Origin of the sequence: Terribacillus saccharophilus, assembly GCF_046592895.1 — a bacterium.
Classification (GTDB): domain Bacteria; phylum Bacillota; class Bacilli; order Bacillales; family Amphibacillaceae; genus Terribacillus; species Terribacillus saccharophilus_D.
Genome location: NZ_JAWVPU010000004.1, coordinates 319,049 through 339,750, shown reverse-complemented (window position 1 = coordinate 339,750; position 20,702 = coordinate 319,049). Strand labels below are relative to the sequence as shown.

The window sequence follows — 20,702 nt, the reverse complement described above, 5'->3', positions numbered from 1 at the left end:
GATCATCGCATTGCCAAGCGATGAGAAGAGACTTAGGAAATTTCCTAAGTCTCTTTTTATGTTTTTGCAAGATGTTTGATTGAGACTGAAGAGTGAATGAGCATAAGAATTCTTGAATAGCAATATATCAGCAGTTCACCTTTTCCATTTAGTTTACATGCAAACAATTTCAATCTATAATATTTAATGTAAGCGTTTCACTTCGTTATTTTTAACGGAGTATAGGCTTAAAACAAGTGAGAGATAGAATGTGTGAACGTCTGGAGAACAAAACAATAACAATAACCATCACGGGAGAGGCTGGAGAAATAGGTAAATCTGTTTCCATCTTTTTTTGCAGAATAGCATGCTAAATAGCAATTTGTGATGTGAATGAGGAGAAGTTATCAGAAGTCAAAAGCAATTCGGTCATGGGTCGTTTCGATGAGACATATGATAGATATAACTCGAGTTGTCTATTATTGAGTACAGATGACTGGTTAAACTATCTTTTTGGATAACGGAGTTATAATCAATGCGTTATCAGTACTAACTTTTCTACAGATTCAAATATTAGTGGGGAGGAAAAGTATTTGCAGAAGATAAAAAGGTTTGAAGGCAAAGTTGCTGTTGTGACTGGAGGGGCATCCGGCATCGGTTATGCAATTGTTAAGCAACTAGTTGATGAAGGTGCTAGAGTTGGTGTTGCGGATATAAATGAAGAAAGTCTAAAAGAAATGACGTCTCTATTTAAAGACAGCATTATGACAAGTGTGACAGATGTGACGGACGAACAAGAAATCAAGGCATTCATAAAGGCAACTTACGATACTTTCGGAAGTCTTGACTATGCTTTCAATGTCGCCGGTGCGTCCAAGAGTGCCCCCATTGAGCAAATGACGGAAGAAAATTGGGATTTTACAGTGGATTTATGTCTGAAGAGCGTATTTTTCAGTATGAAGCACGAAATTGAATTCCTAAAGAATCGCGGCGGTGCGATTGTAAATATCGCTTCATTAAATGCCCAGATTCCAAGTTATGGCGGCGGTGCTTATTCGTCAGCAAAAGCAGGTGTTGAAATTCTATCCAAAACAGCAGCACTTGAAACGGCGAAATATAATATTCGAGTGAATGCCATTTTACCTGGCTTAATTACAACTGCACTTACAGAAGGTGTATCACATTCCAAACTACTTGATGCTTATCTTGAAAAAATTCCTATGGATCGTGCCGGAGAACCTGCTGAGATTGCGGCTCCAGCATTATTCTTAGTCAGTAATGAGGCATCTTATATCAATGGAGCAAGTCTCGTTATCGACGGAGCATGGTCCACCACAGGTAATCCAGATATGAGCAGTTATTTTTGATATCAGTCTTAATAAGATACAAGAAAACAGACCTGAATGTTTAGGTCTGTTTTTTGCTGGTTTATGATTTAAATCATGCATCCAACCCTATCGACTGCTTATACTCTGGGGTTCTGACACGCTTTCATTATTTTTAACATGCCGGTTTATCGGATTGAACTATTTTTAGATTGTTTGGACTTACGAATTACTGGAGGCATAAAGTAATTTGATCAAAGCAGTTATCAATAGGCACGGCACATCCAAGAAGATAATTGGTAGTAAGCTAATTGTTCTCACGTCATGATTCTGTATGTATAAGCAGTTCAGTTTGAATCAAGGGTATTAGAGGTTAAAATGATGATTCTATTGGGAAAATAAATGAAACAGAGAATTCATCTGAGTTCCGCTAATATAGAATGAGTTTTTTGGCAGGAACGAAGAAGACTATAGCTTACAAATATATTCAAAGAGGAGTGCTATTCATGCGTGCAGTCATCATCAACGAATATGGCGATAAAAATGTGTTAGTAGAACAAGAAATGCCGAAACCGGAAATAAAACCAAACCAAGTGCTAGTCGAAGTATACGCCACTTCTATCAATCCGATTGATTGGAAACTCCGTGCGGGTTACTTAAAGCAGATGCTTGATTGGTCATTTCCGATCATCCTTGGCTGGGATGTTGCAGGTAAGATAGCTGAAGTTGGAAGTGAAGTGAAGAATTATCAAGTCGGAGATGAGGTTTTCGCGCGGCCGGATACTACCTCTGCAGGCACGTATGCAGAATTTACGGCTGTAGATGAAGAATTGCTTGCGAAAAAGCCGAGTAACCTAACATTTGAAGAAGCTGCCTCCATTCCGTTAGCAGGATTAACAGCTTGGCAATGTCTAGTGGACAACACTAAGGTCAAGCAAGGAGATAAAGTACTCATCCAAGCTGGAGCGGGTGGTGTAGGAAGCATGGCCATTCAAATGGCAAAACATTTGGGTGCCTATGTTGCTACGACAGCTAGTGAGAAAAATGAAGCATATGTAAAAGAACTGGGTGCTGATCAATTCATTAATTACCGCACCCAGCAATTTGAAGACGAATTAAGTGATTATGAAGCAGTCATTGATACAATGGGCGGCAATATCTTAAATAAAAGCTTCCAAGTCTTAAAGCCCGGCGGCAGACTAGTAACGATCGCCGGACAACCTGATGAGAAATTGGCAGAAGAACATCAAGTAACGGCAAGCTCCTACTGGTTGACACCAGATGGTAAACAGTTAGCTGAATTAGGGGATTTATTTGAGAAAGGAATCCTTAAGCCGCAAGTGGGTCATGTGTTTGATTTTTCAGCTGAAGCTTTGCAAGAAGCACATGAATTAAGTGAAACGCATCATGCCAAAGGTAAGATTGTGATTAAAGTTAAATAAGGAAAGACCTTTGTACCCAATAATGATTGATTTATTGTCATTATTGGGTATTTTACTATGCAATCATAGGTGATTTCTTAGTGGACAATGAGTGAAACCTTTTAAAAGTAAATATTATTTTTAAGAAAAGAATATTATGACTACATTTTGCTTATTAGTTAACTTAACAAACATTTATTTGAATACCAGAAAAAAAGATAAATTTTAACAAGAATGCATACTAATAGAATTTGTTTTGCTATAATAATATGCTGTGTAAGAAATTAATTATTTGATAATAGTATAGTGTCTGGACTTTGTGTGCTTGTGGAGCAGAGGGAGTGCTAGAATCATTTTTTAAAGAAACTATTGAGTAGCATCCCGAAGAACAGAGTAAAAACCATAGAAGAAAAGGAAGAAATAGATTATGAAAAAAATAAATTACGTTGTATTTTTACTTCTGCTTACTTTTCTAGCAGCATGTGGATCAAATGATGAAGATGCGAGTGAAGCTAGTAAAGAAGCTAAAGCAGCTGAAGAAACATCTAGTAATGAGGAGAAGGGTGTAGAAGTAGACAAAAATCTACTTAGTGTAGAGGTAACACTTCCTGCTTCTTTATACGAAGGAGAAGAGGCTGAAGAAGTTGTTGCTGAAGCAGAAAAAGACGGTGCAAAAGTAACGCCGAATGAAGATGGGTCCTATACGTTTAAAATGTCCAAATCAGATCATAAAAAGATGATGGATGAAATGAGCACTGAAATTGGCAGCTCTGTTGATGAGTTAGTTACAAGCGGTGATTACACTTCTTTTCAAGATATCCAGTACAATGATGACTTTTCTAAGTTTAAGGTAATCGTTGATAAAGAGGCCTATGAAAACAGTATGGATGCATTTGCATCTTTCAGCCTTGGTATCGCAGGTATGATGTATCAGTTGTTTGATGGTGCGGATCCAGATGAATACTCTGTAACAATCACTATCGAAGATGAAGCTAGCGGTGACGTGCTCGATGAAGTTGTCTATCCAGATGCGATGGAAGACGCGAATACGGAATGAGTTTTAATGTCCAATGAACTTTATTAAAGTTCATTGGACATTTTTATATTTAAGGAGAGTAGCCTGAGGAGGCTGCATTTAATTAATGTCATGATTGTGCATTTCTTAACCCATGGCAAAACACAAGTAAGTTATTTAAAAAGTACCATGATTCGAATAATCATGGTACTTTTCTCATTCATTCATCCAACCCCATCGACTGCTTATACCCCTGCAAATAACTCATCTCCGAAGGACTTCCCATTTCAAAGCTGCTCATGGCACGATCCCAATTTGGGTAGAGTGGCAGAGGGCGAGCGACTGATTCGATTAGGTTATGCTCTTCCTGTGTTAGTTTGATGTCGAAGGAAGCGATGTTTTCTTTCAGTTGTTCTTCATTTCGTGCTGCGATGACGATTGGGCCGACGTTTGGACGGTCTTTGACCCATGTATATGCTATTTGAGGCACAGATGCGTTATGGTTTGCAGCTACTTCTTCGAGTGCGTCAATGACTTGATAGAGTCGTTCTTGATCTTGGACCCAAGGCTCTGACCAGCCTCCGCCTTGACGGGTGTTTTCAGGTGCGGTTTTGTTACGGCCGATTTTTCCGTTCAGGAGACCTTCACCGAGCGGACTCCAGATCATATTGCCGACACCCAGTTCCGTTCCTGCCGGAAGCAGTTCATATTCTGCTTCGCGAGCTTCAGGGGTGTAATAGATTTGCTGTGTGATCGGTGGGATGTATCCTGCTTGCTGCTGTGCGATAGTGTGCGTTTTTGCCAAGGCCCAGCCGCTATAATTGGACACTCCCCAGTAACGGATTTTTCCTTTTCTGATCAGGTTGGTCATCGTTTCGATCGTTTCTTCGACGGGTGTGCGTCCATCCCAGAGGTGGACGAAATACAAATCAAGATAATCCGTACCAAGTCGTTGGAGTGATTGATCGATGCTCGCTTCGATATTGCTGCGGGAGGCCCCGCCAGTGTTCGGTTCATCTCCTAATTTGAAGCCGGTTTTCGAATTGATCAATACTTCATCCCGGCGTCCTTTGATTGCAGCGCCAAGCACACGTTCGGAGTCTCCCTTTGAATAAAGGTTAGCTGTATCAAACATATTGATTCCTGCTTCCAGGGACATGTCGACCATTCTGCGTGCTTCCTCTTCTTTTACATTACCAGTCGCTTCAAAGCCATTCGTACCACTGAACGGGATGGTTCCGAGGATATACTTCGGAACACGCAGACCAGAGTTTCCTAAATTGATGTATTCCATGATGCTCCTCCTTGTATAGCGCAGTTTTAAGCCTTGTACCCGGACGTAAAAGGGATAAAACGTAGGGCAGGGGATATAAGCAAAGAGGCTTAATGTGCAGCTTTATGTTTCTAGCATTAGCCTTTTGTGTAATTGTTTATCCGGTTAAATGGAAAGAAGGGGTAGTCAAATGAATGATGGAAAGGTAGGTAAAATATTCTCCTTTATCTTTGGTGGGATCACACGTGTTATAGGGATATTTGTATTGGTCATTATCCTGTTTGGAGCAGAAATCAGAGTGTTTTTGGAGGATGCATTTACAGATGACGAGCCTCAAGCTTTTTTAGACGATTTCGAAGATGACAGCGAAATTAAGTAAGTATGATGGTGTTTATGGTTAAACAGATAGATCGGTCCAATTTTCCGGCTCGAACCTATTTGTTTTATTGTTTTAGTTCAGGTAAACGGCACAGCCAACAATTAATAAAAAATTGAATTGACTGAAAACTTAAAATATAATATCATTCAAACATGCCTTTATTTGAATATTCACTATTCACTTGCTTAAAAATACATCAAGAAGTTAGGAGACTGTCATGTCACAATTGCTTGCATTAGTCATACTTACCCTTATTTTGTTCATTGGGGATTTGGTCGCGGTTCGAACGAAGGCTTGGGTGCCGTCTGTATTTGTTTGTGCCATATTATTTCTTGTAGGTTATTGGACGTTCTTCCCTGCAGATATTGTGTCGGTAGCTGGCGTTCCTCCAGTTGTGGCAACGATGATGATGTATCTGTTGATCACCAATATGGGGACGTTGCTGTCGCTTAAAGAATTGAAAGCACAGTGGAAAACGATTGTGATTGCGCTATCTGGTATCGTGGGAATCGTTGTGTTGCTGTTGTCAGTTGGAACACTGCTGTTCGGTTTTGAAACAATGGTTGTGGCAGTTCCGCCGTTGGTCGGTGGAGTCGTTTCTGCCTTGATCATGTCTGATGCGGCCAGTGCAGCAGGACTTTCCTCGTTAGCTGTGTTTGCCATCGTCATTTATGTGATGCAGGGGTTTGCCGGTTACCCGATTACAGCTTTCGTACTGAAGAAGGAGGGAAAGCGACTGCTGAAGCTGCATCGTAATGGAGAGCTTCAAGTGGGTGCAACGGATAAAGCAAAAGAGGAAATAGCAGCTACTGCGGAAGCAGCACCATCCAAATGGAAATTGCCTGAGAAATATAATACTGATTTCCTGAAATTCTTCAAGCTGGCACTGGTTTCGTATGCCGCCTACCTCGTATCCACGCTAGTGGCACCATTATTCGAGGTTAGCCCATTCGTGCTTTGTCTATTATTCGGTGTCATCGCATCCAGTGTCGGTTTCCTTGAAAAGCAGGCATTACAAAAAGCCAATGGATTTGGAATTGCCATATTGGTTTTGATGCTTTTCATCTTCGACGGGTTGAATCAGGCTACACCAAGCATGATGCTTCAGATATTGTATCCACTGGTAGGAACCATCATCCTTGGGGTGATTGGAATGTATATCTTCTCCTTCATTGCAGGTAAGCTTTTAGGAGTAAGCAAAAATATGGCGTTTGCGGTTTCTTTGACAGCTCTTTACGGTTTTCCGGCAGATTACATCATCACGAATGAAGTGATCAAGTCCTTGACCGAAGATGAAAAAGAAAGAGAAGTATTAACAAGCCGGATGCTGCCGCCGATGCTTGTCGGGGGCTTTATCACCGTAACGATCGTGTCAGTCATCTTAGCAGGAATCTTCGTTGGTTTCTTGTAATAGGGAGAGAGTAACTTGAGCTTAAAAGAGCGAATTGAACAGCATATTGGGACATTGGAACAATTTACGGCAACTCCTGGATGTGGGACAACGCGTCTCACTTACAGCCAGGAAGACTTGCAAGCCCGTAACTACATTAAGGAACAAATGAAATCATCGGGTTTGACTGTCACTGAAGATGGCTTCGGGAATATCTTCGGGAAACTAGAAGGTACTCTGCCAGATGCACCTAGTGTCATGATCGGTTCTCATTTCGACTCGGTACCGAATGGAGGAGCTTATGACGGACCTGCTGGAGTAGTGGCGGCACTTGAAGTCGCCAATATTTTTCAAAAGCAAGGTTTAAAACCGAAGTACCCGCTCGAAATCGTAGCGTTGGTGGAGGAAGAAGGTTCTCGTTTTGGCGGAGGCCTGATGGGTTCCAGAGGAATTACTGGAGTTTTGACTGATACAGATTTTACTAGCTTGAAAGATAAGGATGGTATTTCTACGGTAGAAGCGATGCAGAAGATCGGCTTGGATCCGTCGCTTCCCAAAGGAAGAAATGCTGAAACGATAAAGGCTTTTCTTGAATTGCATATTGAGCAAGGACCTATCTTGGAGGAAAAGGACATTCCCATCGGTATTGTAGATAGCATCGTTGGGTTGGCGCAATATGAAGTAACGGTGAAAGGGCAGGCTGGCCATGCCGGGACTACACCGATGAATCGGCGGGCCGACGCGTTGGTAGCAGCAGCCAATATCATCAGTCAGCTCCCGGAACTAGCTGTAAAGGAAGGGGACGGCACGGTGCTCACTGTTGGCCGATTGCATACTTATCCAAATGGAGCGAATGTGATACCTGATAAAGTGGTTTTTACGGTTGATTTGCGTTCGGGAAAAGAGGAGCATGTGCAAAACGTGATCAGTAAGATGAAAGCATGCATCGATGCATCTCAAACAGCTGGAATCGAAATAGTCGCACAAGAGCAATTGTATATCCAGCCAAAATCATTGAATGAAAACATCCGCACACTTCTTGAAAAGAAAAGCAAGGAAACGAATGCAGCATACTGCTCCATCAATAGCGGAGCAGGACATGATAGCATGATCTTTTCCGACGTTACGGACGTTGGTATGCTGTTCATACCAAGCAGGGCAGGACTTAGTCACTGTCCCGAAGAATGGTCGGACTCAAGGCATATAGCAAAAGCGACAGAGATATTTTTTGAAGCGGCAAAACAATTAACGGAGACGGAATAGTCCATCATGTGGAAGAGCCAGGCACCATCTTTATATTGGTGGTATCTGGCTCTTTTTCTGTGTGCTTAATGCACTGCTATAGTTGTGCCATTTATATCCTGAAGCAATTTGCTATATTGCATCGGTGTCATGCTCATGTATTTTTTGAACTCTTTATAAACATGGGCTTTATCATAAAAAATTTGCTGATCAAGGATTTCCTTGAATGCATATTGCTCATTCATCAATAGATGGATGGTGTACTGAAGTCTGACAATCTGACAAAATTGTTTTGGGGAAAATCCGATATATTCTTCAAATTTCTTTCGTACATAACGATCGGAATAACCAGTGAGTTCAGCGAGCTGGTTTACGGAAATAAGCCCTTTGGAGCTATGGATCTGATGAATGCAGTATCTGATGAGGTTGTCATGGTTGCCAAAAGGATTGTCAGTCGACTCGAAGGCAGCTAAAAACCATGCTGCTCTGTCACTTAATGAAGAGAGGGAATGAAGCTCATCGAAAGAAACAAGACCAGGACTGCACGCATCTTCCAGTGGAAGGACTTTGTGTTGAATCAATTCTTTGATCGTACAAGTGAACTTCAATATATGTTGATCAGCTGTAAGTCTGACGCAGAAATATTCCGTGTTGCTTTCAAACACTTCCAACCGTCTTTGAGTCGGACTGGCCGCAACCATGACGGAAGGAGCGGCAGATGACAGATTGAATAATATATCGATGCAACCGTCAGGAATGACAGGCAGCGAAGTTATTTCTTCATGGGCCGTCTTGAATTGATAAAACAACGATACACCTGTCTCTGACATCTGGTTAGTTTGCATTTCATGATAGCTGCTGCTGTTCATACTCATTTCGGGCTGCGTTGGTTTGAATGGTATTTGCATAACGACACTCCTTCCTAATAAAGATCTTAGATAAATAGTAAAAGTGTGCGGTGCTGCTGTCACTTTGTTTGTTACCATATTTGACGAACAAAATGAGTTTGTTCCGATTTTTATACTGTAAATTAACAGATTATTCTTTATATTTAACGTAGATTGAAGGAGGGGTAATCATGCAAACAAAAAAAGCAGTATCCATCAGCCATCCACTGGAGCCTTTAACTGGAGAAGAAATAGAAAAAGCGGTTCAGATAATAAAAGAGGAAAAACAGCTTGGCGATAAAGTGCGATTCGCTACAGTGGTTTTACACGAGCCGGAGAAATCTTTTGTCATCAATTTTCAGCCAGGACAGGAATTCAGCCGGGAAGCTTTTGTGATTCTGTTGGATAACGAATCAGAGAAAACATATGAAGCAGTTGTATCCATAACCGATGAGCAAGTGCAGTCATGGGAATATATTGCGGATGTACAGCCGGGAATCATGCTCGATGAATTCGATGAGGTCGAAAACATTGTCAGGGCTTATCCGGAATTTCAGGAGGCACTCTTGAAAAGAGGGATCACTGACCCCGATTTAGTGATGGTCGACCCGTGGTCAGCGGGTAACTTTGGCATCAAAGAAGATGAAGGAATCCGATTGGCGCGCACCATTTGCTGGGTGAGAAAATTCCCGCTTGATAATGGCTACGCTTATCCATTGACCGGGATAGTCGTTTTCGTCGATCTCAACAAGATGAAGGTGCACCGATTCGAGGACCACGGTATCAGGACAATACCGCAAACAGATGCCAATTATTCACCTGAAACATCTGACAGCATTGTTCCACGGACGGATCTGAAGCCATTGGATATTGTGCAGCCAGAAGGGCCGAGCTTTGCTATCGATGGGCATTTCATCAAATGGCAGAAATGGAATATTCGTTTCGGCTTTACACCGAGAGAGGGTCTTGTGCTTTACAACGTAGGATATGAAGACAAAGGGAAAGTTCGCCCGATTCTTTATCGTGCATCTTTATCTGAAATGGTCGTGCCATACGCGGACGGCAGTTTTGCGCATAATACCCAAAACGCTTTTGATGCAGGGGAATATGGGATGGGGCAGCTGGCGAATTCCTTGGAGCTCGGTTGTGACTGCCTTGGTGAAATTCGCTACTTTGACGCGGTGCTTGCTGACAGCAAAGGCAATGCAAGAACGATAAAGAATGCCGTTTGCCTGCATGAAGAAGATTACGGAATTGCGTGGAAGCATACAGACTGGCGAACGAACCAAGTTGAAGTGCGCCGTTCAAGGCGTTTGGTTCTTTCTTTCTTCTGTACAGTCGGCAACTATGATTACGGTTTTTATTGGAGTTTCTATCAAGATGGAACGATTGAAATGGAAGTGAAGCTTACAGGAATGCTGAACACAGGAACATTTGATGAATCGGGGAAATCAAAATATGGAACGGAAATCGCACCGCAATTGAATGCATCACATCATCAGCATTTCTTTAATTTCCGTTTGGATACGATGCTTGACGGCATGCAAAATTCCGTAGTGGAAACACATACCGAAGCAGAAGAAGAAGGTGAGGATAATCCGCATAACAATGGATTCTACACCGTATCAAAAACATTTAAAACCGAACAGGAAGCACAGCGTATCATGGATATCCCGACACAAAGGACTTGGAAGATAGTCAATCCCAACTCCCTGAACGCAGTTGGCACACCAGTCGGTTATAAAATAATGCCGGGGGAAAACTGCTTGCCGTTTGCAACCAAGAAGTCGAGCGTGATCAAGCGGGCTGATTTCCTCAATAATCATTTGATGGTGACACAATACGATCCAAAAGAAAAGTATGCTTCCGGCGATTATCCGAATCAGCATCCTGGCGGAGAAGGCTTGACGAAGTATGCAGAAGCTGACCGTAATATAGAGAACGAAGATTTGGTCGTGTGGTATACCATGGGTCATCATCACATAACCAGACCAGAGGACTGGCCGGTGATGCCGACAGCATATATCAATTTCCAGCTGAAACCTGTAGGATTTTTCGATAGAAACCCGGCATTGGATCTGCCTAGACCGGCATCCAAATCGAGCAGCTGCCATACGAAGACGGGCGGCAGCTGTCATTAAGAACCTAACAGGGGAAATGGAGAAGGATGCCATTTCCCCTGTCATTCATTGGAGGTGCTTTGCATGCTGCTTGCTACACTTATCACCGTAATCGTATTCAGTCTTTATTTTTATTTCACGATTCATTCGGCGAATGCCGATGCGATAAAATCACTTGGCAAATGTGTACCGATGGTGTTGGGGATGACCAGCAGTGTGACAGTCGGGTTGGTAATAGGTGTATGGATAGCCGATTTCTTTGCGATTGCAACGATAGTTTCCATCATTCTCTCATGCTGTTTATCCTTGCTTTTTGTGAAGAGATTCGGCATGAACGGTATGATCGAAGCGCTAGCTGCTAGTTTCATGGGCGCAATGATGGGAGCGATGATGGGTGTGATGCTTACGTCGCAAGTTGAAATGATCATTGCGTTGATAGCGTTCAATGTATTTTTCATGACTAGTGTATACGTTGTCATTGCTTTATTGCATAAAGCAGCAGGTAAGAAAATGCAGTGGTTCATCAGGAGTAAAGAGTTCTATGTCTTGACGGTATTATGTGTCAGTCTGATCAGTGGCATGGGGATCTTTCAATTTACGATTGCGAATGATAATCCCGATAGAGCTGATGTGGATCAGCAAGGTTATGAGCATTCGCATTAAAAGAAGCATTGTATGGAAATGGGCAGATGATTAAAGGGAGATAAGGAAAATGCAAAATAAAAAAGTGGGATTATGGACCGCAATAGCTTCTGCGGTCGGAATTGTAGTCGCATCATCTGCAATTGTTTCACTCGGACAGGGATTCGGCCTTGCTGGACATGGATTCATCATTGCTATGGCAGCAGCTATGATATTGAATATTTTGGTTGCATTTTCATTTGCCGAACTCTCCGGAATGATGCCAAAAGGTGGCAGTATGGTCAATTATACACTTCCTGCGCTGGGTCCCTTGGTTGGAATGATTTCTGTTCTTAGCGGTTATGTACTGGTAAATATGTTTGCTGGAAGCGCAGAGGCATATATAGCTGGTGTGGTTGTCCGGGACGTTTTTGTACCTTCCATGTCCCCTGTACTCATTTCTGCACTGCTTGTCATCACTTTAGTACTGGTGAATATACGAGGTGTAGAGCTTTTTGGCAAAGTGCAAATCGCTTTAACAGCATCCATGATTTTATCGATGGTCATGGTAGGCATAATCGGTTTGACGGGGTTAGGCAGTGGGGAACCACTTGAGACGAGCTTTGAGTTCAACACAATGGGATGGGGAATATTCAGTTTAACCGCAATGGCGTTCTGGCTATTTGTAGGGATAGAATTCGTGACACCAATGACCGAGGAGTTAAGAAAGCCAAAGCTATATATTCCTTTATCGATGATTGCAGGATTATTCATTATATTGATTGCTGATGTTATATTCGGGAATGCAGCTATCAGATATGTACCTTCTGATGTGTTAGCTAATTCAGATTCCCCCCACATGGAAACAGCTTCGGCCATACTAGGTAGAACAGGTCAAATCTGGATGGGAATCGTTACGCTCTTAGCAACTTCCAGCACATTGAATGCGTTGTTATACGCAATTCCCAAAATGCTGTATGCCATGGCACAGCAAGGACAGCTCCCAGGGTTATTTGGAAAAGTCAATAAATGGGGAACGCCGTGGGTCTCGACGGCTTTTATGGGAGCATTGCTTTTAGTATTTAACGTAACACAGGTAACGGCAACAGAATCGATTACAACATTTATATTGGCAGGATCCTTTTGCTGGTGTATCACCTATATCATTGCGCATATGAATGTGATTGTACTGCGTTACAAGTACCCATCTATTAAACGATCTTTTAAATCACCGCTAGGCATCACTTTTCAAATAGCCGGCATCATAGGGATGATTTATTTGTTGTTGAATATCCATCCCGATCCGACGACAAAATTGCAAGTTTATAAGCTGGCGCTTGCCTTTTTAGCCTTCGTCATCGTTTTTTCAATTCTTTGGCTGAGAATAAAACAAAAAAGAAATTTATTTCAAACTGTACCATTAAATCAACATTCCACGGAAGAGACTACCAAAGATAGAATCAGCTAAAAGAAATATATTAGATTATTGGATGCTTCTACTGGATTATCATTCTGGGGAAGCTTTTTTTTATGATTTAAAAAAGCGAATTCCTGAGACCAATATACAAGGTTCACTTTCCTAAACTCAAAAATTATTAAAAATATGTAACTTTTCACAATATTTTAATGATAAATTAATAGTATGATTCTACAATTAAGTAGAAGAGTCGACAAGCGCTGCATGTTGGACTGGTACATATATTGTCGGAGATTCACTATACATTTGGGGGTATCCATTTATGAAGGGTAAGAAAAATTTGAAGTTATCACTAAGCGTTGCTGCAACCATTACTTTGCTATCATCCTTTGCTTTACCGAATAATACATATGCCGCGGCTGAAAATGAGGAAAATTTTTCTCTGACAATCATGCATATGAATGATACTCATGCGCATGTGGAGCCTTTGCCTAATATGATTACAGCAATAAAAGAAGTCCGTGCTCAAAATCCTGATGCCTTGTTGTTCAACGCAGGGGATGTTTTTTCCGGTACATTATATTTCAATCAATTCCGGGGGCAAGCAGATTTAGCTCTTCTGAACATGATGGATATCGATGCCATGACGTTTGGAAATCACGAGTTCGATTTGGGTTCCAGTGAAAATGGTCACAAGTCACTCTCTGAGTTCATCAGTGGAGCTAATTTCCCGTTCATTTCCGCCAACGTCGATTTTTCAGGTGATACTTATGTTGGAAACAAAGTGAACAATACTTTCACAGAAGACGCGCTGGACAGCACTATATATGATGGTATGGTGAAAGACGTGAATGGGGAGAAAGTTGGTATTTTTGGTCTGACTACAGAGGAAACTTTGGAAACCTCCAGTCCGGTCAATGCGAAGATTTCGAATTACGCTGCAGAAGCAGAGCGGGCTGTAACAGCTTTTGAGGACATGGGAGTAGATAAGATTGTCGCGCTGACACATATTGGCTACGACAGTAACCCTGCGGTGGGGAATGATTTGATGCTGGCCGAGCAAGTAGATGGCATCGATGTTATTGTCGGAGGTCATTCCCATACCAAACTGGATCAGCCTACGGTAGTCAATACGGATGAAAACGGCGCTGCAAAAGATCCTACCGTGATCGTGCAGGCCTATCAATATGCTGAAAACCTTGGGAAATTGGATGTGGAATTCAATGACCAAGGACAAGTTACAGGCTATGAAGGGCAGTTGATCGATGTCACAGCGAAGCCGGCTGATGCCGAAGCGGCACAAGCACTTGCTGCTTACAAGAGTGAAGTGGATCAAGTATCGAACGAGGAAATAGGTGCCGAGGCATTGAAACCTCTTACCAATCCAAGACTGTCTGATAGTGACGTAAGTGTGCGGGCTGACGAAACAGAGCTGGGCAACTTGATCACCGATAGCATGCTTGTTAAAGCACAAGAAAAAAATCCTAACGTCTCCATTGCTATGCAAAATGGCGGCGGTATCCGTTCAGCGATCGATCAAGGCCCGATCACTGTCGGTGAAGTGATTGCTGTGATGCCTTTTGGCAATGACCCTGCTGTCGTACAGCTGAGCGGTGATGAAATTAAGCAGATCCTGGAATACAGCGTTCGCCTTGCTCCGGAAGAAAGCGGCGGTTTCCTGCAAATTTCCGGTATGAAGTTTGCCTACGACAGCACAAAGGAAGCAGGTTCCCGTGTCGTGAGCATGCAAGTCAAAAATGGGGATGCGTATACGGATATCCAGCCGGATCAAATGTATTCTGTCACAACAAATAACTTCACTGCAAAAGGCGGGGATGGTTATGATGTGTTTGCGCAAGCATATGCAGAAGGACGCGTACAGGATCTAGGCGAGATCGATTGGGAGCAGTTCCGTGATTATATGGTGGAAGATTTAGGTGGTAAAGTTGACCCTGTGATCGAGGGACGTATAACAGATTTGGAAGGCAAGGCGCCAGTGGAGGAAGAACCACCTGTTGATGTGCCGAATGAGGAAACACCAGTAGACCCAGATCCAAATGAAGAAACACCTGATCCAAATGAACAGCCACCTGTGACTCCGGATCCGAACGAAGAAACACCAGATCCGAATGACGACGGCAAGAATGACGAAGAGAACCTTGGAGAAAAGCCACAGGAAGATCCTAAAAACGACAACGGAGATGACAATACACCAGGGGGCGATGGTAACAACAAGCAAGACGATAATGACAGCACACCACCGCCGAGCAGTCAAAATAACAGTGGTAATGGCAGTGGCGGCAATATCGTAAAAGTGTCTGACGACAACACTAAACCAATCAGCAGCGGAAGCAAACTGCCGAATACAGCAACAAATATGTACACGTATATGGTGGCCGGTGCAGCATTGCTTGCAGCTGGTGTGATCACCTTCATCTTCAGAAGAAAAAAAGCAAAAGCTTAACCCTATACAAATAAGGATGCTGCATCATGATGCAGCATCCTTATTTCCCTTAGAGCTGTTCCGCTTCTTCTTCTCTATTCACTTTGTTCACCAAGTTTTCTTCTGCCATCTTGAAGCCTTCGATGACTGTATCTTCTTCCACTTCAATCATGATGCAGCGCTTATTGTTGAATACAACTTGGCGCACATATCGCAAATCTTCCGGACTGATTGCGATATTGGCAACTTTTGTTTTGATTTTTATCGATTTGGAATTATATTTCGGCAGTACACTGGTAGCTTTCATTTCGTATTTTTCATCATCGATGACTTTTTGATAAGCGGTTTCCACTTTTTCAGGCGTCACATCTTCTACACCGCTCATCGTCAGGACGCGTTGGATATCCTGTCGATCAAGCTTAGGTGCTTCATCTTCTTCATTTTCTTCCACCACGCGATTGATTTCCTCATACACACTGGCAAGAGCAGCGGTATTCAGCTGATCACCTGTGATATCTTTGACGATTTCTTCAAAGACACTTTTATCATCCCGCGCTGTCATCGTTTCCTCGGCATTCAATACATCCTCGATAAAAGCTGTGTCCGGTTCAAAAGCTTTCGCAGTGGAGTAGAGCACATGATTCACATCAGCCGCACTATCGTTGAAGCATGGGAACAAAAATCCTGATAATGGAGCCTGCAAATTGATGACGGGATTCACGGTGATGTTATATTTGAATTCTCTTTCCACATAATCAAATTCCAATTCTTTCTTAGGCTCTTGCGTCTTATTGATGCTGCAAAGCAAGAATTGGTGGGAATACATTGTGTCGTTGGCACTTTCTTCCGCATCATCACTTTGACGTCTTTGCGGTTTGAAATATTCTGCTTTGATGAAACTGATGACCACATCATGCTCGTATTGTCTGTCTTCCAGCATCTTTGCTACAAGCTTCAGCATATCATTCGTCCACTCTTCCACATCATTCGTGAGTAAACCGCGATGCAGGATGAATTGACTGCTATCTTCCACATCACGCTTGAATTTCAGCTCAAAAAGCTTTTCATCTGGCTGACCAGCAAGTACTTTCTTGAAGTTGCCAAGGAACAGCTCCTGCTGATCTTCATCCAGCATGCCGAATGGCATGCTTTCGTGATGATAGATATCACTGGATTCTTTCATGATATAGACGTTGAAGATATTCGAGATTTTAAGCTTGTCATTACCTTTTTTAAATTGCCTGCGAATCGTGGCGATATCTTTTTTATTCATATTTTTTCCCGTTCCTTATTGATAGAGTGAAATGCACGTTCACTTATTTTAACATAGAGATTGATTGCGAAACGGCACTTTTTATGTAGGGTTTTGAAATGTATTGAAATCAGTTAAGCTTCATTCACTCTTGTGAATGAAGTAGCAGTCTAGCTTTCTGCTATCTTCTTATCATATGTAAAAGCAGTGAGCTGACTTGATAGTTTATCAAGTGCTGCAGATTCTTTTGCAATGATTTCACATCCGCGGTCGTCATAGATAAAGAAGATAATGTCCTTGCTTTTGTTGATAAAGAATACGTCTGGATAGCCGACATTCTTTTTGAACCTTGGTTTCAAAGAAGGGAAGTCCTCATTGCATGCAGCTTTCAACAAAGCAGGAATCCGGATATCTGTCGACTTGCACAGCAGGGAAAGCTGCAGATATTCGAAAAGCCCTTGTTCTTCTTCAGAAGTATCAAAAGGATAGGGATGGGTCTGACCTTGTATTTTATATAATAGCTTTTTATTGCGCACATAATGATTGAATATCTGTGTTTTCGCCGCTTTTGCGTTTTTTACTTTATACAAATTGGCAGCAAGATAAAGCTCGTCCTCAGCGTCAAAAAGAGTGTTGAAAATCGTCAGCGTTTGCTGATATACAAGATGGAAATAGTCCATATTGAGTTCGTAATCATCTAGTGATGGAGAGAGGTCTTCTCCAAGTTCTATATGAATGCCAGTATGCCACTGACCGTAAATGCTCGGCACTAGCTCAAGGCCAGGGAAGGATTTTTTTAGATAGTCTTTTACATGCATGGTTGTTCCTCCTTACTTCCAGGGTAACTATATTGTAATAGATTTGGCTCTATCTAGGTAAGAAACTAACTGACCATCTATGTTTTCAGACTTATCAGCCTAGTTTGTGCAATTCTCAAATCGTTCTGTTAAGCTGAAGGAAGAAAGACACTTTTGCTAGTACAAGAGGAGGATCACCGATGAAGAAGATCATTAATCGTCCAGAAGATGTTGTCTTGGAGATGTGTCACGGATTGGTTTTGGCTCACCCGGAACTACAATTATTGAAAAAGTATAAAGTGATCAAGCGGAAGCAGCTGCAAACGGACAAGGTCACCTTGATCAGCGGAGGAGGCAGCGGGCATGAGCCTTCGCATGCAGGGTTTGTCGGGGAAGGTATGCTGGATGCAGCGGTGTGCGGGGATATGTTTGCATCTCCTTCCCAAATCCAGGTGTATCAAGCAATCAAGGAAACAACAGGCAAGAAAGGTACACTGCTGATCATCAAGAATTACAGCGGCGATATCATGAACTTCAAAAATGCTGCTCATTTGGCTAAAGAAGATGGGCTGGAAGTGGATTATGTGAAGGTGGATGATGATATTGCGGTAGAAGACAGCTTGTATACCGTCGGCAGACGCGGGGTTGCCGGAGTCGTGCTTGTACATAAGGTCGCCGGAGCGGCAGCAGCTGCGGGCTGTGACTTACAGCAGGTGAAGGCAGTAGCGGAGAAAGCTGTCTCCCGGACGCGCAGCATCGGTGTTGCTTTGACATCGTGCACCTTGCCAGGTGGGGAACCGACTTTTAAGCTCACGGAGGACGAAATGGAGTATGGCGTCGGAATCCATGGTGAGCCTGGTATTAGACGGGAAAAAGTCCTTTCAGCTGACGAACTGGCCAAACAAATGGTCGAAGATCTGCTGAAGGAAGGGCAGCCTGACGAGGACGCAGCTCTGCTGATCAACGGATTTGGCGGCACACCATTGCAGGAATTGTATTTGTTCAATCAATCAGTCGGTCGTGAACTAGCTGCACGGAATATCAAGATAAACCGTATATTCGTCGGCAATTATATGACAAGCATTGATATGGCAGGTGTGTCAGTGACGATCATGTCACTTGATGATGAGCTGCGTACACTGCTTTCCAGTAAATCGGATACACCAGCTTTCAAGATTGACGGACCTGTGGAACAGCCTGACTTTGAAGAGTGGGAAGAGTCGGCACAGGAGTCGAATGTTTCCTATGAAGTGGAAACAGACAGCTCTTATGCACAAGTGAAGGATGACGCTATCAAACTTGAAAATATTATCTATTTGGTTGATAGAATGAGTGAAATCATCATCGAAAATGAAGCAGCTTTCAATAAGCTGGATACGTATGCTGGAGACGGGGATTTTGGCAATAGTGTCGCAAAAGGCTTCCGTCAGTTGAAACGGGAATGGAAACATATACTGGGTCAGGATGATTTGACGATTGCCAGCTTCTTTGATGCTTCTTCCATGGTGATCATGGAACATTGCGGCGGTGCATCAGGTCCTATATGGGGCGGTGCGTTCCGGGCGGCAGGCAAAGCAGCCGAAGGAAAGCAAGAGCTATCCGTAACTGAATTCGGAGAGCTTCTGCAGCATGTCGTTTCTGCCATCCAGGACATTGGTGAACGTTCCTTCGGTCGCGGAGCCGAAGTTGGGGATAAGACATTGATCGATGCACTTGCCCCATGTGCAGACAGCTGGCAGCAGAGTGCCGCAGCAGGTGAAGATATGAAGAGCAGCTTCCAAAAAGGCGCAGAAGCTGCAGTGGAAGGTGCCGAGAAGACAAAGGATATCGTTGCCCGAATGGGACGTGCGGGGACTGTCGGAGAGCGAAGTTTAGGCTACCCGGATGCAGGGGCACATGCTTTGGGAGTTATATTTACCAAGTTGGCAGATAGCTTGAAGTAAAAGACAAATGAGTTGGTGGGCTGTAGAGAAATCTACAGCCACTTTCCAATGGATCAAAAAAACAATGTCATTAGTAGAAGACCATGTATAGGTACGTGTCGTGAGTGTATGACAAAGAAGGAGGAGTCAATATAATGACGAATCAACTAACAGACAGTCTTTGCCTCTCTCGTCCGATAATACAAGCCCCCATGGCAGGAGGCATAACAACAGCGGAATTAGTAATTTCTGTATCGGAAGCGGGTGCCTTGGGAATGATTGGTGCCGGATATCTGGATGCGGAAAGCACTCGACATCAAATTCGGGAGGTGAAAGCTGGGACCCGCAAACCTTTTGGGGTCAACTTGTTTGTTCCTGCACCTTTTACAATAGAAGAAGATTCGATGAAGAGAGCGCAGCAAGCACTCGAGCCCTTTCAAGTGAAGCTTGGTGCAAAAAATACTGCGGATTTCTTTGTTTCTTATGAACAAGCTTTAGCGGTTTTTTATGAACAGGTTAATGTCATAATCGAAGAAGAAGTACCGGTCTGCTCTTTCACTTTCGGAATTCCTTCTCGTGAGGTGATTCTCTCATTAAAACAAAATGGTACATATACAATCGGTACGGCAACCACATTGGCAGAAGCACAAGCAGTTGAAGCATCCGGCATGGACGCGGTCGTCATGCAAGGAAGCGAAGCCGGCGGTCACCGCGGGAATTTTTTGGCGGATGTTGAAAGCAGTATGATTGGGTTGATGGCATTGATACCACAAACCGTCGATCAAGTATCGATCCCGGTCATCGCTGCTGGAGGCATAATGGACCGCCGTGGCGTGCAGGCGGCCATATGTTTAGGAGCTCAAGCAGCACAACTCGGTACGGCATTTCTGACTTGTAAAGAAAGTGGCGCCAATGACATACATAAACAAGCTGTCCTGGAGCGACAGCAAGAGGACAAGACAACATTGACACGAGCATTTTCCGGCAAGGCGGCCAGAGGGATCGAGAATGACTTTATCCGGGACATGCGAAAGATGGAGCAGGAACTTCCGCAATTCCCTATTCAAAATGCATTGACCAAACCCATCCGTTCCGCAGCCGCACAGAACAATGATAGAGAAGCTATGGCCTTATGGTGCGGCCAAAACCCAAATGCAGCAGAGCCTATCACTGTTCGGGAACTGATGCATAAACTAGTAGACGAAGCATAAAAAGAAAA

General features: G+C 43.1%; 16 protein-coding genes. 12 read left to right on the top strand and 4 right to left on the bottom strand.

Annotated elements, in window-relative coordinates:
- Nucleotides 1-572: 572 nt before the first annotated feature.
- The 3 genes from SFC66_RS14445 to SFC66_RS14435 all read left to right on the top strand — a co-directional run bounded on the left by SFC66_RS14445 (nt 573) and on the right by SFC66_RS14435 (nt 3,782).
- Entirely contained in the window at nt 573-1,346 is a 774-nt protein-coding gene (locus SFC66_RS14445) for an SDR family NAD(P)-dependent oxidoreductase (RefSeq protein ID WP_411219443.1), read from the top strand.
- Between the two features lie 464 nt (nt 1,347-1,810).
- Nucleotides 1,811-2,746: an NADP-dependent oxidoreductase gene (locus tag SFC66_RS14440; protein WP_411219442.1), complete on the top strand. Its 936-nt coding sequence runs from the start codon at nt 1,811-1,813 to the stop codon at nt 2,744-2,746.
- Nucleotides 2,747-3,152: 406 nt separating this feature from the next.
- A complete protein-coding gene (locus SFC66_RS14435) occupies nt 3,153-3,782 on the top strand; it encodes a Spy0128 family protein (protein ID WP_411219441.1) in 630 nt (209 codons plus the stop codon).
- 178 nt (nt 3,783-3,960) lie between these two features.
- Here SFC66_RS14435 and SFC66_RS14430 read toward each other — a convergent pair whose 3' ends face one another.
- Nucleotides 3,961-5,034, bottom strand: a complete 1,074-nt coding sequence (locus SFC66_RS14430) for an aldo/keto reductase (RefSeq protein WP_411219440.1) — start codon at nt 5,032-5,034, stop codon at nt 3,961-3,963.
- A 169-nt stretch (nt 5,035-5,203) separates the two neighbouring features.
- On the opposite strand from SFC66_RS14430, the gene SFC66_RS14425 reads away from it, so the two are divergent.
- The 3 genes from SFC66_RS14425 (at nt 5,204) to SFC66_RS14415 (ending at nt 8,045) form a co-directional block, all read left to right on the top strand.
- A complete protein-coding gene (locus SFC66_RS14425; protein WP_411219439.1) occupies nt 5,204-5,392 on the top strand; it encodes a hypothetical protein in 189 nt (62 codons plus the stop codon).
- Between the two features lie 217 nt (nt 5,393-5,609).
- Nucleotides 5,610-6,803 (top strand): hypothetical protein, encoded by a 1,194-nt coding sequence (locus SFC66_RS14420; protein ID WP_411219438.1) that lies wholly within the window; start codon nt 5,610-5,612, stop codon nt 6,801-6,803.
- A gap of 15 nt (nt 6,804-6,818) precedes the next feature.
- Complete coding sequence (locus SFC66_RS14415; RefSeq protein WP_411219437.1) at nt 6,819-8,045, top strand: Zn-dependent hydrolase; 1,227 nt, start codon at nt 6,819-6,821, stop codon at nt 8,043-8,045.
- A 65-nt stretch (nt 8,046-8,110) separates the two neighbouring features.
- On the opposite strand, the gene SFC66_RS14410 is transcribed toward SFC66_RS14415, so the two are convergent.
- A complete protein-coding gene (locus SFC66_RS14410; protein ID WP_411219436.1) occupies nt 8,111-8,932 on the bottom strand; it encodes a helix-turn-helix domain-containing protein in 822 nt (273 codons plus the stop codon).
- 170 nt (nt 8,933-9,102) lie between these two features.
- Between SFC66_RS14410 and SFC66_RS14405 the strand changes: the two genes are divergently transcribed.
- The 4 genes from SFC66_RS14405 (at nt 9,103) to SFC66_RS14390 (ending at nt 15,533) form a co-directional block, all read left to right on the top strand.
- Nucleotides 9,103-11,052, top strand: coding sequence for a primary-amine oxidase (locus SFC66_RS14405; protein WP_411219435.1), 1,950 nt, complete (start codon nt 9,103-9,105; stop codon nt 11,050-11,052).
- 63 nt (nt 11,053-11,115) lie between these two features.
- Complete coding sequence (locus tag SFC66_RS14400) at nt 11,116-11,694, top strand: hypothetical protein (RefSeq protein WP_411219434.1); 579 nt, start codon at nt 11,116-11,118, stop codon at nt 11,692-11,694.
- A 49-nt stretch (nt 11,695-11,743) separates the two neighbouring features.
- Nucleotides 11,744-13,120: an APC family permease gene (locus SFC66_RS14395; RefSeq protein WP_411219433.1), complete on the top strand. Its 1,377-nt coding sequence runs from the start codon at nt 11,744-11,746 to the stop codon at nt 13,118-13,120.
- A 271-nt stretch (nt 13,121-13,391) separates the two neighbouring features.
- Nucleotides 13,392-15,533, top strand: coding sequence for a bifunctional metallophosphatase/5'-nucleotidase (locus tag SFC66_RS14390; RefSeq protein ID WP_411219432.1), 2,142 nt, complete (start codon nt 13,392-13,394; stop codon nt 15,531-15,533).
- Between the two features lie 49 nt (nt 15,534-15,582).
- Here the strand turns inward: SFC66_RS14390 and SFC66_RS14385 are convergent, their stop codons facing one another.
- Both SFC66_RS14385 and SFC66_RS14380 read right to left on the bottom strand, forming a co-directional pair.
- Entirely contained in the window at nt 15,583-16,785 is a 1,203-nt protein-coding gene (locus SFC66_RS14385) for a DUF4317 domain-containing protein (RefSeq protein WP_411219431.1), read from the bottom strand.
- 149 nt (nt 16,786-16,934) lie between these two features.
- A complete protein-coding gene (locus SFC66_RS14380; protein WP_411219430.1) occupies nt 16,935-17,582 on the bottom strand; it encodes a DUF3885 domain-containing protein in 648 nt (215 codons plus the stop codon).
- Between the two features lie 179 nt (nt 17,583-17,761).
- Here SFC66_RS14380 and dhaK point away from each other — a divergent pair, with 179 nt between their 5' ends.
- On the top strand, nt 17,762-19,504 hold the full coding sequence (gene dhaK, locus SFC66_RS14375; RefSeq protein WP_411219429.1) for a dihydroxyacetone kinase subunit DhaK: 1,743 nt from the start codon (nt 17,762-17,764) through the stop codon (nt 19,502-19,504).
- Nucleotides 19,505-19,638: 134 nt separating this feature from the next.
- Nucleotides 19,639-20,694, top strand: a complete 1,056-nt coding sequence (locus SFC66_RS14370; protein ID WP_411219428.1) for an NAD(P)H-dependent flavin oxidoreductase — start codon at nt 19,639-19,641, stop codon at nt 20,692-20,694.
- The last annotated feature ends 8 nt before the right edge of the window (nt 20,695-20,702 follow it).